A 15,417-nucleotide genomic window follows, 5' to 3' on the forward strand; every position below is an offset into this window, starting at 1 on the left:
CGCCCGGTTACATTCCGAACCCGGAAGCTAAGCCTCACAGCGCCGATGGTACTGCAGGGGGGACCCTGTGGGAGAGTAGGACGCCGCCGAACAATTCTTCGAGAGAAGCCCCCGCCGGGTGAACCGGACGGGGGCTTTTCTGTTGTAAGGTCAACGTGCATTGTCGTCACATGGGACAGGAGGCCCCCCAGGTGGAGGTCCAGGAGACGCGGGTCCAGACCGATCGCGTCCTCACCATCCCCAACCTGCTGAGCATGGGCCGGCTGGTCGGCGTTCCGCTTTTTCTCTGGCTCATCCTGTGGCCGGTCTTCGGCGGGCCCAACAATGATCTCTGGGCGCTGCTGATCCTGATGCTGAGCGGGATCAGCGACTACCTGGACGGAAAGCTCGCCAGGCGGTGGGGGCAGATCAGCCGGGTGGGGCAGCTGCTGGACCCGCTGGCCGACCGGCTCTATGTGCTGTCCACGCTGGTCGGATTGACCTGGCGTGAGATTCTGCCGTGGTGGGTGACTGCGATTCTGCTGGCTCGGGAGCTGTTCATCGCCGCGCTGCTGCCCATTCTGAACAAGCACGGTTACGGGCCGCTGCAGGTGAGTTTCCTCGGGAAAGCCGCGACCTTCAATCTGATGTACGCGTTTCCGCTTCTGCTGCTCGGCAACGTGCACAGCTGGATCGCGCGGCCGGCCGAGGTGGTGAGCTGGGCGTTCATCTGGTGGGGAACCGCGCTCTACTGGTGGTCCGCCATTCTTTACGCGGTGCAGGCGCGGCAGATCGTCAAGGCCGACTCCGGGGCCTCGGCGTCCACAGCCTGAGACGTGATCTGAGAGAAGTCCCACGCCGTACCGGTGCGTCGGACGATACCTTCCGGGTAGAGAACCCTCTGGAACGGTTTGATGGACCTGCAGGTCCACCACCGCGAAGGAGGACGCACCCGTAATGAAAGCCGTTGTCATGGCAGGGGGCGAGGGCACCCGACTCCGCCCGATGACCTCCAGCATGCCGAAGCCGCTGCTTCCGGTCGCCAATATGCCGATCATGGAGCACGTGCTTCGGTTGCTGAAGCGGCACGGCCTCTCCGACACCGTGGTCACGGTCCAGTTCCTGGCGTCACTGGTCAAGAACTACTTCGGTGACGGTGAGGAACTGGGGATGCATCTCACGTATGCCCATGAGGAGACGCCACTAGGCACTGCGGGGAGTGTCAAGAACGCCGAGGACGCGCTCAAGGACGACTCCTTTCTGGTGATCTCCGGTGACGCGCTGACCGACTTCAATCTCTCTGAATTGATCGACTTTCACCGCAGCAAGAACGCTCTGGTCACCGTCTGTCTCACCAGGGTGCCGAATCCTCTGGAGTTCGGTATCACGATCACGGACGACGACGGGCGGGTCGAACGCTTCCTGGAGAAGCCGACCTGGGGGCAGGTCTTCTCCGACACGGTGAACACCGGTATCTACGTGATGGAACCCGAGGTCTTCGACTACGTCGGGGCGGGTGAGTCCGTCGACTGGTCGAGCGACGTCTTCCCGCAGCTGTTGAAGGAGGGCAAGCGGGTCTACGGCTACGTCGCCGAGGGCTACTGGGAGGACGTGGGCACCCACGAGAGCTACGGCAAGGCCCAGGCGGACGTCCTGGAGGGCAAGGTCGACGTCGAGATCGACGGCTTCGAGATCTCGCCGGGCGTCTGGGTGGCGGAGGGGGCGGAGGTCGACCCCGAGGCCGTACTGCGCGGGCCGCTGTACATCGGCGACTACGCCAAGGTCGAGGCCGGTGTGGAGATCCGCGAGCACACCGTGCTGGGCAGCAACGTGGTGGTCAAGCGCGGGGCTTTCCTGCACAAGGCCGTGGTGCACGACAACGTGTACGTCGGCCCGCAGAGCAACCTGCGCGGCTGTGTGGTGGGCAAGAACACCGATGTGATGCGGGCCGCGCGGATCGAGGACGGCGCGGTGATCGGGGACGAGTGCCTGGTCGGCGAGGAGTCGATCATCGCGGCGAACGTCAGGGTCTACCCGTTCAAGACCATCGAGGCCGGGGCCGTCGTCAACACCTCGGTGATCTGGGAGTCCCGAGGTCAGGAGCACCTCTTCGGTGTCCGCGGCGTCTCGGGGATCCTGAACGTCGAGATCACCCCCGAGCTGGCCGTACGGCTGGCCGGCGCGTACGCCACGACGTTGAAGAAGGGTGCCACCGTCACCATTGCGCGTGACCACTCGCGAGGTGCGCGTGCGCTCAAACGGGCGATGATCTCGGCGCTGCAGACGAGCGCGATCGACGTCCGAGACCTGGAGAACGTGCCTATGCCGGTGGCCCGGCAGCACACGGCGCGGGGGAGCGCGGGCGGGATCTTCCTGCGGACCACGCCAGGAGTGCCGGATTCGCTGGACATCCTCTTCTTCGACGAGCGCGGCGCGGACCTCTCGCAGGCGGGGCAGCGCAAGCTCGACCGCGTCTACGCGCGCCAGGAGTACCGGCGGGCCTTCCCCGGCGAGATCGGGGACCTGACGTTCCCGTCCAGCGTCTTCGACTCCTACGCGGGCAACCTCCTGCGGACGGTGGACACCACCGGGGTCCGGGAGGCCGGGCTGAAGGTGGTCGTGGACACCGCGCACGGCAGCGCGGGGCTGGTTCTGCCGAGCATCCTCGGCCGGCTCGGGGTGGAGGCGCTGACCGTCTCCAGCGGGCTGGACGAGGCGCGGCCGACCGAGGACGCGGAGACGCGGCGGGCCGGACTGGCCAGGCTCGGTGAGCTGGTGGCCTCTTCACGGGCGGCCTTCGGTGTCCGCTTCGACCCGGTCGGTGAGCGCGTCGCCTTCGTCGACGAACTGGGTCGGGTGATCGACGACGACCGGGCGCTGCTGGTGCTGCTGGACCTGGTCGCGGCCGAGCGCCGCAGCGGGCAGGTGGCGCTGCCGGTGACCACGACCCGGATCGCCGAGCAGGTCGCCGCCTACCACGGCACCCAGGTCATCTGGACCACGACGACGCCGGACGACCTCGCGAAGGCGGCCTCCGCCGAGGGCACGGTGTTCGGCGGGGACGGGCGTGGCGGCTTCGTGGTGCCCGAGTTCAGCGGGGTGCTGGACGGCGCCGCAGCCTTCGTCCGGTTGGTCGGTCTGGTGGCCCGGACCCAGCTCACGCTAAGCCAGATCGACGCGCGGATCCCGCAGGCGCACATCCGGCGCAGGGACATCGCGACGCCGTGGGCGGCCAAGGGCATGGTCATGCGCTCAGTGGTGGAGGCGGCCGGAAGCCGACGGCTGGACACCACGGACGGCGTCCGGGTGGTCGAGGCGGACGGGCGCTGGACGCTGGTGCTGCCGGACCCGGCCGAGGCGGTCACCCACCTGTGGGCTGAGGGACCGGACGACGAGGCCACCGAGGCGCTGCTCGACGAGTGGGCAGCGGTGGTCGACGGCGCGGGGCGATGACGGCCTGAGCGTACGAATGCCCTGATCGGCGGGGCGTGCGGCCTGGTTCGCACGCCCCGCTATCCGTTTTCACATCATTCGGAGCAGTCCGTCACTTTCCGCGGGTGTGTGCAACGTGTGTGCAGCTCAGGGGCCGTGCACGGGGCTCCTCGCGTTCATGGGACGATGGTCCGCATGCCAGTGACGCCGACGCCGAGTGCCCCGAACGGACGGTACAACCGTCCGGACGCCTCGATGTCGCTGCTGACGAACGTGATGGACCACAGCCTGGACGAGGGCTACGCCGAGGCGGCCGCTGCGCGGGGCGGCGAGCACGACAGCCGGATACCCCGGACCCTGCGGGGTCTGCTCACGTTGGGCGCCGGACTGGCGCTGGTCGGGGGCGTGGTGACGGTCGGCGCGGTGAACGCGCACAAGGCGGAGCCTTCGCTCGCCAAGGAACGGGACGCGCTGATCCACCGGATCAACGACAGCAACGGCTCGGCCGACCGCCTGCAGAAGCAGGTCCAGGACCTGCGGCGCAAGGTCGAGGACACGCAGCAGCAGGCGCTCCCCTCGGGGGACGGCGACGCGGGCGGTCTGACCGGCACGGTGGGCCTGGGGGAGGTCACCGGGCCGGGCGTGAAGCTGGTCCTGGAGGACGCCCCGGGGACGGGGAGCGGGGGCAATGTCGACCCGCGGGCCGGGCAGGGCTTCTCCAACAGCGGGCGGCTGCGCGACCGCGACCTGCAGCTGGTGGTGAACGGTCTGTGGGGGTCCGGCGCGGAAGCGGTCTCGATCAACGGCCAGCGGCTGACCGCGCTGTCCGCGATCCGGGCCGCGGGTGAGGCGGTACTGGTGGACAACCGGCCGCTGGTCCCGCCGTACAACATCCAGGCGATCGGGGACGGGCCGAAGCTCCTCTCCGCCTTCGAGAGCGACATGGCCGGGCAGTACCTGCGGCTGCTCCAGGAGAAGTACGGCATCAAGTCGACGCTGTCCACGCAGAAGAGCCTGACGCTGCCGGCGGCGGTGGGGGTGACGCTGCGGACAGCCCAGCCGGTCACGCCCGAGCCCACGCCCACGGCGACCTCCTCGGCCACGTCGTCGGCGACCTCGTCGGCCGGGCCGAGCGGCACTCCTTCGGGCGGTCCAGGAACCTCGGAGAGCCCCGGCGCGTCCGTTTCACCATCCGCACGCAGCGGTGGTCCGACCTCGAAGCGGCGTCCGACCAGCGGATCCGCCAAGACCACGACAGGGACAGGAGCAGCTAGACCGTGATTGCCGTACTGGGTCTCGTGATCGGGGTGGTCGTCGGCCTCTTCGTCCAACCCGAGGTGCCGGACGCCGTCGTGCCGTACCTGCCGATCGCGGTGGTGGCGGCGCTGGACGCGGTGTTCGGCGGCGTCCGGGCGATGCTGGACGGGATCTTCAACGACAAGGTGTTCATCGTCTCGTTCCTGTCGAACGTGGTGGTCGCGGCGCTGATCGTCTTCCTCGGTGACCAGCTGGGCGTCGGCTCGCAGCTGTCCACGGGAGTGGTCGTCGTCCTGGGCATCCGCATCTTCTCCAACGCGGCCGCGATCCGGCGTCATGTCTTCCGTGCCTGAGCCGGGCCGCGAGGCGGCGGCGGAGGAGAAGGCGGCCGGGAAGGCCGTCGAGGAGCCCGGGTCGGAGGCGTCCGAGTCTGAGACGGCGGAGGAGACCGCTCCGGTCGATCCTGCGGACTCGGGAGCGGAGCCGGGGGCGGCTGAGGCGGAGTCCGAGTCGGCGGAGCCGGAGAAGTCTGACGCTGAGGCTGAGCTTGAGGGCACCGCGGCGGAGTCGGAGCCGGTGGTATCGCTGACGAAGGCGGCGGAGCCGGAGTCCGCTGCCGGGAAGTCGAGGACGGAGCCCGAGCGTGACCCGGAGCCCGAGCCGAAGGACGAGGCAGGGCCGGAGCCCACTGAGTCCGAGCCCACCGAGCCGGCCAAGGCCGCCGAAGCCGAGCAGCCCTCCGCAGGGGACCGGAACGCAGGTCGTCGGCGGCTGAAGGCGGCGCTGTGGCCGCCGCGGCTGTCGCGCGGGCAGCTGGTGGTGGCGCTGCTGCTGTTCTCGCTCGGCCTGGGGCTGGCGATCCAGGTGCGCTCGACCAACGACCACCACAACCAGCTGCGCGGGGCCCGGCAGGAGGACCTGGTCCGGATCCTCGACGAACTGGACAGCCGTCAGCAGCGTCTCCAACAGGAGAAGGCGGAGCTTGAGCAGTCCCTGGCGAAGTTGGAGAACAGCTCCAACCAGGCCAAGGAGGCCCAGGAGCAGACCAGGAAGAAGATGACGGAACTGGGTGTGCTGGCCGGTACGGTCAAAGCCACTGGTCCGGGCATCGTACTCACGGTCGATGATCCCCAAGGGCAGGTGAAGGCAGATATGCTGCTGGACACCCTGCAGGAACTTCGAGCGGCGGGGGCGGAGGCGATTCAGATCAACGATGTGCGCGTGGTGGTCAACACCTACTTCACCGACCTGTCGGGCGGCGGGGTGCAGATCGACGGCAAGAAGGTCGCGCCGCCCTATCGGTTCACCGTCGTGGGGAACCCGCAGGATCTGACTCCCGCGCTGAACATCCCGGGTGGTGTCGTCCGTACGTTGGAGAGCCACCAGGCGCGGGCGACGATCACCCAGCAGCAGAAGGTGGTCGTGGACGCCCTCGTGGATCTGAAGACGCCGCAGTACGCCAAGCCGGCTTCGAAGTGACGGGGCGCCCGACGAACGGCCCGTCACAGGCGGGCGGCACCCGGTGCGGGGCGCCGCCGCCGCGTGGGAGAGACTGGTTCGCACCAGTACGCTCCGTAGCACCAACCGCAGTACCAACCGTCGGAGTACCACTCCAGCAGGCCCGAGCCGCAACCGGGCCCGCAGCCTGTCCGAGGTTCTCACCCTGCCCCGCGGGCGGGTCTGTCACACGCAAGGGGATTCGCCCGTGAGTTTCTTCTCGAAGTTGTTCGGTCGTAACAAGGGCCGTGACGCGGCCGCCGTCGAGGCGCCCACCGCTCGGCACCGTCGGCCGGAGGACGAGCCCGTAGTGCCGGGCATGCGCCCCGCCCCTGAGGCCGCGCCGTACGCCGGACAGCAGCTGTACCGGGACGGCGGCGCCGCCCAGTACGCGGGAAATCAGGCGGGCTACGGCGCGTCGGTTGACCCCTCCGGTGACCCGCGCATAGGTTTCCCGTCAGCACCCTCAACCTCTGGTGGAGGGTTTGCCCCGGACCCGTACGCCGGGCACAACCCGTCGGGTGTGCCGCGCCAGGAGGCTGTGAACATGGCTGGCCCTACTCCGTGTCCCAGGTGTGGTAACCAGAACCCGGCCGCGGCCCGCTTCTGTTCCAACTGCGGCACCGCGCTGCGCGGAGGCCTGCTGCCCGAGGGGGCGGCGGAGACCACCTCGACCATCTCGATCTCCGGCCTGGAGTCCTACGACCCCACCACCACGACCGGCACCGGCACCACGCCGGCCCTGTCGGCCGAGGTGCTGCAGGCGATCGACGCGCTGCCGCCGGGCTCGGCCCTGCTGATCGTGCAGCGCGGCCCGAACTCGGGCAGCCGGTTCCTGCTGGACTCGGACGTCACCACGGCCGGACGTCACCCGCAGGGCGACATCTTCCTGGACGACGTCACGGTCTCGCGCCGCCACGTGGAGTTCCGCCGCACCCCGGCCGGCTTCAGCGTCGCGGACGTGGGCAGCCTGAACGGCACCTACGTCAACCGGGAGCGGATCGACGAGGTGTCGCTGAACAACGGCGACGAGGTGCAGATCGGCAAGTACCGGCTGGTGTTCTTCGCCGGCCACCACCGGGGGTACTGAAACCAACGTCGGCAGGAGCCCGAGTGAGCAGCGATACCCCTTCTTCTCTCGGGGCGGCCAACCCCGCGTCGTCGTCCGGTCCGCAGGTGGACCGGGTCGGGCGCGGGGTGGTCGCAGGCCCCAGGCAGCCGCTCCGGCCGGACCGGCCCGTCGGGCGGCGGCGCGGCGGTGACGAACTGCTGAGCATCGGCGCGGTGCTGGCCTCCCTGCGCGACGACTTCCCCGAGGTGACCATCTCCAAGATCCGCTTCCTGGAGGCGGAGGGGCTGGTGGAGCCGCAGCGCACCCCCTCGGGGTACCGCAAGTTCAGCCCGGCCGACGTCGAGCGGCTGGCCTACGTGCTGCGGATGCAGCGCGACCACTACCTGCCGCTGCGGGTGATCCGCGAACACCTGGACGCGATCGAGCGCGGCGAGGCCCCACCCGCGCTTCCGCCGGCCACCGACGTCCGGCCCGGTCCGGTGGAGGAGGCCGACCGCGAGCTGGTGGCCTCCGCCGACGCCCCGTCCGGGGTCCGGCTCGGGCGCGCCGAACTGCTGGCCGCCGCCGAGGCCGGGGAGCGGGAACTCGTCGAGTGGGAGTCCTACGGGCTGGTCGCGCCGGGCCCGGACGGCGGGTACGACGGCGAGGCGCTGCAGGTGGCCAGGCTGGTCGCGGAGCTCGGCCGGTACGGGCTGGAGCCGCGGCACCTGAGAGCCATGAAGGCGGCGGCGGACCGCGAGATCGCGCTGGTGGAGCAGGTGGTGGCGCCGCTGCGGCGCCATCGGAACCCGCAGACCCGGGCGCACGCGGAGGCCACCGCGCGGGAGCTCGCGACGCTCTCCGTACGGCTGCACGCGGCCATGGTCCAGGCCGGTCTGCGGACCCGTCCGTAGTGTCCGAAGCGTCCTCCGCCCGCCGGGTGCACCGCGCTGACCAGCGGCGTCGGTCCTGCGCTTTCATATCCGGGGTCGGAGCCATAGGGTTGCCTGTGTGAATGAGCTCGACGTCGTGGGTGTCCGAGTGGAGATGCCTTCCAACCAGCCGATCGTGCTGCTGCGGGAGGTCGGGGGAGATCGCTATCTGCCGATCTGGATCGGCCCCGGCGAGGCGACCGCGATCGCCTTCGCCCAGCAGGGCATGACTCCGGTGCGCCCGCTGACGCACGACCTGTTCAAGGACGTCCTGGAAGCGCTCGGCCAACAGCTCACCGAGGTCCGGATCACCGACCTGCGGGAGGGCGTGTTCTACGCCGAACTGGTGTTCGCCGGCGGGGTCGAGGTGAGTGCCCGGCCGTCCGACGCGATAGCGCTCGCCCTGCGCACCGGCACGCCGATCTACGGGAGCGAGGAGGTGCTCGCTGAGGCGGGCATCGCGATCCCGGACGAGCAGGAGGACGAGGTCGAGAAGTTCCGCGAGTTCCTCGACCAGGTGTCGCCCGAGGACTTCGGTGGAAGCGGTCCGCAGTAGCACCGGAAGTCCGGTCGGCGGTCTCACGCGCCGTTTTGCCAAAAACCGCCCGTCTACCCACACTAGGGGCACGAAAAACCACTCTCCTGAGTGATGTGGTTTGTCTGGCCCGGCGTGGCGATCGTTGACGGGCCATAGGGGACTGCCTACCGTCAGGAGTGGCTGTCCGGGTGGCCGATGCCCGCAGTCGGGTTGCCCGCAGCACGAGTGGACGGAGGTAGGCATGAGCAGCACCGGCGATGACGCGGCCGCGGGAGGCCTGTGCGCCGTGCACGTGCCCCGCGCCGCTCGTACCGCGACCGACCTGCCCCGCATGGGCAGGTTCCCGGCCGTACAGCCGGGTCAGCCCGCCATCGAGCGGCTGGCCCCGACATCCGAACTGATCGGCTTCCGCGGCCCGACGGCCTGCGCGGCGGCCGGCATCACCTATCGCCAGCTGGACTACTGGGCCCGCACCGGACTGCTGGAGCCCAGCGTCCGGACGGCGTACCCGGCGACCAGCCAGCGGCTCTACAGCTTCCGCGACATCCTGCTGCTCAAGATCGTGAAGCGGCTGCTGGACGTCGGCGTCTCGCTGCAGAACATCCGGGTGGCCGTCGCCCATCTGCAGTCCGCCGACCAGGCCGACCTGGCCGGGCTGACGCTGATGTGCGACGGTGCGACGGTGTACGAGTGCACCACGCCGCAGCAGGTGGTCGATCTGCTGAAGGGTGGTCAGGGGGTCTTCGGCATCGCGGTGGGGGCGGTCTGGAAGGAACTGGAGCTGACCCTCGGTCGGCTGCACGCGGAGCGCACCGACACCGGCGAGACGCTGGTCGGGCAGGACCCGGGGGACGAGCTGGCGCAGCGGCGCAACCGGGCGGTCTGACGCACCGTTCCGGCGCACACGTTCTGACGCGCCGGTGTGGGCCACTGATCTTGACGAGGCCGTGGGCCCGGACGGGGAACCGTTCGGGCCCACGGCCTCGTCGTGTTGCCCGGTGGAACGATCGAGGGAGGGCACGTGGGGGTCGGCACCGGGATAGCGGGGCTGCTGCGGCGCCGGGCGGTGGGGATGCTGGTGCGGCTGCGGGAGCGGCGTACCCAGCGCAGGGTCTTCCAGGTGACGACGCTGCTCTGCTCGTTGGCGCTCGCGCCGAGCGCCTGGCTGTGGACCGCGGCGGGGGACCGGGTGGGCACGGTCGGGAGTGCGCCGTCCGCGCCGGTGGCGGTGGTCTTCGGCGCGGGCCTGGACCAGGGCAGGCCCTCGCCGTACCTGGAGCACCGCCTGACGGCGGCGCTGGATCTGTACCGGGTGGGGAAGGTGCAGGCCATCCTGGTGACCGGGGACAACGGGCGGGTCTCGTACGACGAGCCGGACGCGATGTACCGGTACCTGACCGAGCACGGGGTGCCGAAGGACCGGGTGGTCCGCGACTACGCCGGTTTCAACACCTGGGACTCCTGCACCCGGGCGCACCGGATCTTCGGGGTGGACCGCGCGGTGCTGGTCAGCCAGGACTTCCACGTCCGGCGGGCGCTGGCGCTGTGCGAGGCGGCGGGCATCCGGTCGTACGCGGTGGGGGTGCCGGAGCTGCACGACTCCACCTGGCTGTACGGCGGGCTGCGGGAGATCGCGGGGGCGGGCAAGGCGGCGGTGAACGCCTGGCTGCGGCCGGACCCGGCGTTGCTCGGGCCCGAGGAGGACGGCATCCCGAAGGCGCTGGCGCAGGCGGCGAAGGAGTAGCCGACGGCCCCGGCCACCGGCCCCGAGTCGCCGGTCGTCGGTCGCGGGGCGTCGGCCGGGTTCGTACGCACTGTCGGACCCATGCGCGATGATCAGCGGGTGCGATCTCTGCCGAGCATCATCCACCTCGACATGGACGCCTTCTTCGCGGCGGTGGAGCAGGCGGCCAAGCCGAGCCTGCGCGGCAAACCGGTGATCGTCGGGGGGCTCGGCGGGCGCGGGGTGGTCTCCACGGCCTCGTACGAGGCGCGCAAGTTCGGGGTGCACTCGGCGATGCCGATGGCCCAGGCGCGGCGGCTGTGCCCCAACGCGGCCTTCCTGTCCGGGCGCTTCGAGGCGTACCGGCAGAACAGCGAGATCGTGATGGGTCTGCTGCGGGAGCTGTCACCACTGGTGCAGCCGCTGAGCCTGGACGAGGCCTTCGTCGACCTGGAGGCCGGTGCGTACGGCCCGGTGCTGGCAGAGGCGGACCACGACACCGGTGAGCGGTTGGTGCTCGCCCTGGCGGAGGACCTTCGGGCGGACATCCAGCGGCTCACGGGGCTGACCGGCTCGGTCGGGGCGGCGGGCTCCAAGCTGATGGCGAAGATCGCTTCCGAGCAGGCCAAACCGGACGGGCTGGTGCTGATCGAGCCCGGGCAGGAGCGGGCCGTGCTCGGGCCGATGCCGGTGCGGGCGCTACCCGGCATCGGGCCGGCCACCGAGCAGGTGCTAAGGCGGGCCGGGCTGACCACGGTGGCGGACCTCGCGGAGGCGGGGGAGGCGGAGCTGGTCGCCCTGCTCGGGCGGGCGCACGGCGCCGGGATCCACCACATGTCGATAGGGCTGGACGAGCGGCCCGTAGTGGCCGACCAGGACGCCAAGTCGGTCTCGGTGGAGGACACCTACGAGGTGGATCTGGCCGACCGGGACCGGGTGCTGCGTGAGGTGGAGGCGTTGGCCGCCCGGTGCGTGCGACGGCTGCGGGTGGCCGGGCGCTCGGGGCGGACGGTGGTGCTCAAGGTCCGGCGGTTCGACTTCTCGACGCTGACCCGCTCGGAAACCCTCGGCGGGCCCACCGACGACGAGGCGGTGATCACCGCGACGGCGCGGCGGCTGGCCGAGCAGGTGGACATCACCGGCGGGGTCCGGCTGCTCGGCGTGGGCGTGGCCCAACTGGCCGACTACACCCAGGAGGACCTGTTCGCGCAGGCGCTGCGCGAGGAGGCGGCCGAGCACACCGAGGCGGCCCGGGCGGCGGAGGCCGAGGAGGAGCCGGAGGAGGTCGTGGTTCGGCGCTGGATGCCCGGACAGGACGTCCACCACGCCGAGTTCGGGCCGGGGTGGGTGCAGGGCAGCGGCGTCGGGCGGGTCACCGTGCGGTTCGAGACACCGTGGGGCGAACCGGGACGGGTACGGACCTTCGCGGTCGACGACCCGGCGCTGGAACCGGCGCGGCCGTTGCCGCTGCGGCGGGTGGCGGGTGCGGAGGACGGCGAGGGGCCGGACGGCTGAGGGGCTCGGGATGCGGAACGGCCCCACCCGGTAGGAGTACCGGATGGGGCCGCATACCGTGCCGGACTCCGCACCGTCGTGATGCCCTCGCGACGTACGGAGGCCGGGCCCGCGCGCCCTGTCCCTGAGCGCGCGGGCCGGACGCCTGGTCAGGCGTCGGTCTTGACCAGCTCGGCGCTGGAGTCCTGCGGGGCCGAGCCGCCCAGGGCGGTGGCGGCCGGCTTGACGGTGCGGATCAGGAACGGGACGGCACCGGCGATGATGCAGACGACGGCCGTGGTCCAGAACGCGTGCTTGTAGGCGTCCAGGGTGGGCAGCAGCACCTGGATCTTGATCGGGAGCTTCATGGTGTCGCCGGTCAGGATGGCGGTCATCACGGCGGTGCCGATCGCGCCACCGACGGTGCGCAGCACGGAGTTCATGCCGTTGGCGATGCCGCTCTGCTCGACCGGGACGGCGCCGTTGATGAAGGCCGGCATCGCGGCGAAGGCGAGGCCGATGCCGAGACCGAAGATCGCCGAGGCGGTGTAGATGTCGCCCTCGTGGCTGTGCCGCAGGGCCAGGTAGGCCATCGCGACGGCGCCGAGGACACCACCGAGGACCAGCGGCAGACGGGGACCGCGGCGGGCGATCAGCAGGGCGCCGACAGGGGCGGCCACCATCGAGCCGATCGCGGACGGCAGCAGCATCACACCGGCGTGCAGGACGGTCGCGGTGAAGCCGTAGTGGGCCAGCTTCTCCGGGGTCTGGGCGAAGTTGCTGATGACCATGAACGAGCCGTACATGCCGAAGCCGATGAGCAGGCCCGCCAGGTTGGTGAAGGCGACGGCCGGGCGGGACATCATCTTCAGGTCGACCAGCGGGTGCGAGACCTTGGTCTCGATGATCCCCCAGATCAGGGCGACCACGGCGGCGACGGCGAACAGGCCGAGGGTCTTGGTGGAGGTCCAGCCCCAGTGGTTGCCCTGGCTGACCGCGACCAGCAGGGCGGAGAGCCAGCCGGCCAGGGTGAGGGCGCCGAGCGGGTCGGCGCCGCCGTCCTTGTCGGTCACCGGGTCGGACGGGACGCGGAAGGCGACCAGGGCCACCGCGAGCAGGCCGAAGGCCAGGCCCATCCAGAAGATCGACTTGTAGTTCCAGTGCTCCAGCAGGAGGCCGGTCGCCACCAGGCCGAGGCCGGAGCCGACGCCCATCGAGGCGCTGATGGCGGCGACGCCGCCGGTCACCTTCTGCTTGGGCAGCTCGTCGCGGACGATGCTGATCGCCAGCGGCATCACGCCACCGCCGGCGCCCTGCAGGACGCGGGCGACGATCAGCCAGGTGAAGGAGTGGGTGCTGACCGCCAGCGCCGACCCGGCGACCAGGCCGGCCAGCGAGATCAGCAGCATGGGCTTACGGCCCCGGAGGTCGCCGAAGCGGCCCAGCAGGGGAGTCAGCACGGCTGCGGAGAGCAGGTTGGCGGTCATCAGCCAGGTGATGTTGGACCCGGAGACGTCCAGTTCCTTGGCCAGCGACGGCAGGATCGGGACGACCGCGGTCTGCACCACGCTGAACGACAGCATCGCCAGGATGAGGGCCGGCAGGACCCGGGCGTTGCTCTGCTTCTCAGCCGCGGTGGTGGGCTGGGGTGCCTCACTCACGGTTGCTTCCTCCCGTACATAGTGAATGAACTGAAGTAACCATGCAGGGAGATACTTCAGAGTGTCAAATATCGAGCGGTTAAGCTTTGGCAAAGGGGACGGGATGCCACCTGCGGCGGGACTGGAGGCTGGGGGTAGGAGGGCGGCGTTCGCCGCGAGTCGGGGCGGGGTGGGGGACTGGCGAAGGGGCATGGCGAGGGCCCCGGACGGGGTCCGGGGCCCTGGGGGTGGGTCGGGTCAGGAGAGGGGGCGCAGGGGGTCGGGGCGGACGCCGTTGGTCACGGGGGCGGTCGGGTCGGGGGTGGCGGTGGTGTTGTCGTGGACTTCGACGTGCTCGCGGCGGAGTTCGTCCTGGACCACCTCCTCCGTGGTGTAGCGCTCGACGATCAGGCGGACCCGCTCGATCGGTGCGAGGTACTTGCGGACGATGGGGTGTTCCTCGCGGAGGGTGACCTCCTCGACCGCCTCGGCGATCTCCTTGTCGGTGAGGACGGAGCGCTCGGCGTCGCTGACCGGGATGCGCTCCACCCGGACCCGCTCGCGGACCAGCGGGACGCGCCGCTCGACCTGCTCGCTGGTCACGTACTTGCGCAGCTTCGCGGTGCCCAGGACGTGCCACTCGGTGGTGATGTCCAGCCGCTCCTCGCGGCAGGTGATCTCGACCGGGGCGCTCGGGGCCGTGGTGGCGGCGCCGCCGCCGGTGGGCGCCGGGGTGGTTGCGGCCGGGGTGCTCGGGGTCGTGGTGGCGGCGCCGCCGGTGGGTGCCGGGGTGGTTGGGGCTGGGGCGGGCTGCGGCTTCGGCTTCGGCTCGACGAGGGGGGTGGTCGCGGTGGGTGCTGGGGTGGTTGGGGCCGGGGTGCTCGGGGTCGTGGTGGCGGCGCTGCCGGTGGGTGCCGGGGTGGTTGGGGCTGGGGCGGGCTGCGGCTTCGGCTTCGGCTCGACGAGGGGGGTGGTCGCGGTGGTGGCGGTGGGCGCGGGGGTGGTGAGGGTCCGCATGATGGCCTCCGCGGCGGTGTCGGTGCCAGCGGCACTGGGGGCGGTGGCGGTGGTGACGGTGTTGGTCGGGCCGGGCTCGGCGGCGTGGAAGTCGAGCGGCTTGGCGGTCGTGGTGGCCGTGGCGGCCGGAGTGGTGCCGAAGTCGAGGTCGGGCTGGACGGTCCGGCCGGGCTCCTCGGCGGCGGTGTGGCCGTCCACCTCGGCGTCGAGACCGTAGTAACGGTAGAGCTGGAGTTCCTGGGCCGGCGACAGGTGCTGGCCCACGCCGAAGTCCGGGGACTCCTTGACCAGCGACTTGTCGTAGGGCACCCGGAGCTCCTCGCCGGAGAACTCGCTCGTGGTGAGCGGGACGAAGGCGTCCCGGCCGAAGATGCCGGTCCGGACGGCGGCCCACTCGGGCTGGCCGGTGGCGTCGTCCAGGTACACCTCGTCGACCGTGCCGATCTTGTCTCCGTTGCGGTCGACCGCCTTGTGGCCGATGAGGTCTCTGGGGTCGAAGTCGGTCTGCACTCTTTCCTCCAGCTGCGCTGCGGCTGCGGAACTCCCGCAGGTACGGCCGTCGGAGCACCCGTCCCGGCCGTCACTTCACACCAAAAGGCATGAATCGGACCGACGCGACCGGGGTGCGCCGGACGGGCTCGGCGCTAGGCCGTCCGGGGGACGCGCGTAGACCTCGAGTGACCCGACGCACCCGTGATCGGAAGGCCTCCCGCTGGTACCCTGGGCGGCGACCGCCGAGCCCGCGCGGGAGAGTCCCCGACGGCGAAAACCGCTGGTCGGGGCGCCGAAGGAGCAACTCCTCCCCGGAATCTCTCAGGCATCCGTACCGTGCGGGATAGGTCACTCTGGAAAGCAGG

The 15,417-nt window shown here is 70.7% G+C and carries 13 protein-coding genes, 1 rRNA gene, 1 pseudogene and 1 riboswitch; of the genes and pseudogenes, 12 read left to right on the forward strand and 3 right to left on the reverse strand.

Going from position 1 to position 15,417, the window contains the following annotated elements; translation table 11 throughout:
- The 12 genes from rrf to ACFQ87_RS27340 form a co-directional block, all read left to right on the forward strand.
- Window positions 1-92 (forward strand): 5S ribosomal RNA (gene rrf, locus ACFQ87_RS27285); the annotation flags it as partial.
- A gap of 99 nt (window positions 93-191) precedes the next feature.
- Window positions 192-812 (forward strand): CDP-diacylglycerol--glycerol-3-phosphate 3-phosphatidyltransferase, encoded by a 621-nt coding sequence (gene pgsA / locus ACFQ87_RS27290; protein WP_380613471.1) that lies wholly within the window; start codon window positions 192-194, stop codon window positions 810-812.
- Window positions 813-936: 124 nt separating this feature from the next.
- The gene (locus ACFQ87_RS27295) at window positions 937-3,432 is read left to right on the forward strand and encodes a sugar phosphate nucleotidyltransferase (RefSeq protein ID WP_380613472.1); all 2,496 of its coding nucleotides are present in this window, start codon (window positions 937-939) and stop codon (window positions 3,430-3,432) included.
- A gap of 174 nt (window positions 3,433-3,606) precedes the next feature.
- Window positions 3,607-4,692 (forward strand): DUF881 domain-containing protein, encoded by a 1,086-nt coding sequence (locus ACFQ87_RS27300; RefSeq protein ID WP_380613473.1) that lies wholly within the window; start codon window positions 3,607-3,609, stop codon window positions 4,690-4,692.
- Window positions 4,689-5,021, forward strand: coding sequence for a small basic family protein (locus ACFQ87_RS27305; RefSeq protein WP_030062488.1), 333 nt, complete (start codon window positions 4,689-4,691; stop codon window positions 5,019-5,021). The genes ACFQ87_RS27300 and ACFQ87_RS27305 overlap by 4 nt, the downstream gene beginning before the upstream one ends.
- Entirely contained in the window at window positions 5,005-6,147 is a 1,143-nt protein-coding gene (locus tag ACFQ87_RS27310) for a DUF881 domain-containing protein (protein ID WP_380613474.1), read from the forward strand. The genes ACFQ87_RS27305 and ACFQ87_RS27310 overlap by 17 nt, the downstream gene beginning before the upstream one ends.
- A gap of 565 nt (window positions 6,148-6,712) precedes the next feature.
- Window positions 6,713-7,255, forward strand: a complete 543-nt coding sequence (locus ACFQ87_RS27315) for an FHA domain-containing protein (protein ID WP_380613475.1) — start codon at window positions 6,713-6,715, stop codon at window positions 7,253-7,255.
- 179 nt (window positions 7,256-7,434) lie between these two features.
- Complete coding sequence (locus ACFQ87_RS27320; RefSeq protein ID WP_380613537.1) at window positions 7,435-8,130, forward strand: MerR family transcriptional regulator; 696 nt, start codon at window positions 7,435-7,437, stop codon at window positions 8,128-8,130.
- A gap of 97 nt (window positions 8,131-8,227) precedes the next feature.
- Entirely contained in the window at window positions 8,228-8,704 is a 477-nt protein-coding gene (locus tag ACFQ87_RS27325) for a bifunctional nuclease family protein (protein ID WP_030303568.1), read from the forward strand.
- A gap of 223 nt (window positions 8,705-8,927) precedes the next feature.
- Window positions 8,928-9,572 carry a MerR family transcriptional regulator gene (locus ACFQ87_RS27330; RefSeq protein WP_380613476.1) on the forward strand — a complete coding sequence of 215 codons (645 nt, stop codon included), beginning with the start codon at window positions 8,928-8,930 and terminating at the stop codon, window positions 9,570-9,572.
- A gap of 135 nt (window positions 9,573-9,707) precedes the next feature.
- Entirely contained in the window at window positions 9,708-10,430 is a 723-nt protein-coding gene (locus ACFQ87_RS27335; protein WP_380613477.1) for a vancomycin high temperature exclusion protein, read from the forward strand.
- A gap of 99 nt (window positions 10,431-10,529) precedes the next feature.
- Window positions 10,530-11,924 (forward strand): DNA polymerase IV, encoded by a 1,395-nt coding sequence (locus ACFQ87_RS27340; protein ID WP_380613538.1) that lies wholly within the window; start codon window positions 10,530-10,532, stop codon window positions 11,922-11,924.
- Between the two features lie 149 nt (window positions 11,925-12,073).
- On the opposite strand, the gene ACFQ87_RS27345 is transcribed toward ACFQ87_RS27340, so the two are convergent.
- The 3 genes and pseudogenes from ACFQ87_RS27345 to ACFQ87_RS27355 all read right to left on the reverse strand — a co-directional run.
- The gene (locus ACFQ87_RS27345) at window positions 12,074-13,564 is read right to left on the reverse strand and encodes an MFS transporter (RefSeq protein ID WP_380613478.1); all 1,491 of its coding nucleotides are present in this window, start codon (window positions 13,562-13,564) and stop codon (window positions 12,074-12,076) included.
- 237 nt (window positions 13,565-13,801) lie between these two features.
- Window positions 13,802-14,560 carry a YsnF/AvaK domain-containing protein gene (locus ACFQ87_RS27350; protein WP_380613539.1) on the reverse strand — a complete coding sequence of 253 codons (759 nt, stop codon included), beginning with the start codon at window positions 14,558-14,560 and terminating at the stop codon, window positions 13,802-13,804.
- Window positions 14,561-14,695: 135 nt separating this feature from the next.
- Window positions 14,696-15,070 (reverse strand): annotated as a pseudogene (locus ACFQ87_RS27355) (PRC-barrel domain-containing protein); the annotation flags it as partial.
- Window positions 15,071-15,295: 225 nt separating this feature from the next.
- Window positions 15,296-15,399: riboswitch (glycine riboswitch) on the forward strand.
- The last annotated feature ends 18 nt before the right edge of the window (window positions 15,400-15,417 follow it).

Source organism: Kitasatospora sp. NPDC056531 (assembly GCF_042794375.1).
Classification (GTDB): domain Bacteria; phylum Actinomycetota; class Actinomycetes; order Streptomycetales; family Streptomycetaceae; genus Kitasatospora.

Bases quoted from the DNA above. Each gene is read 5' to 3' on its own strand.
- ACFQ87_RS27295 (WP_380613472.1), top strand. From the start codon at position 937: ATGAAAGCCGTTGTCATGGCAGGGGGCGAGGGCACCCGACTCCGCCCG.
- ACFQ87_RS27300 (WP_380613473.1), top strand. From the start codon at position 3,607: ATGCCAGTGACGCCGACGCCGAGTGCCCCGAACGGACGGTACAACCGT.
- ACFQ87_RS27310 (WP_380613474.1), top strand. From the start codon at position 5,005: ATGTCTTCCGTGCCTGAGCCGGGCCGCGAGGCGGCGGCGGAGGAGAAG.
- ACFQ87_RS27315 (WP_380613475.1), top strand. From the start codon at position 6,713: ATGGCTGGCCCTACTCCGTGTCCCAGGTGTGGTAACCAGAACCCGGCC.
- ACFQ87_RS27330 (WP_380613476.1), top strand. From the start codon at position 8,928: ATGAGCAGCACCGGCGATGACGCGGCCGCGGGAGGCCTGTGCGCCGTG.
- ACFQ87_RS27350 (WP_380613539.1), bottom strand. From the start codon at position 14,560: ATGCGGACCCTCACCACCCCCGCGCCCACCGCCACCACCGCGACCACC.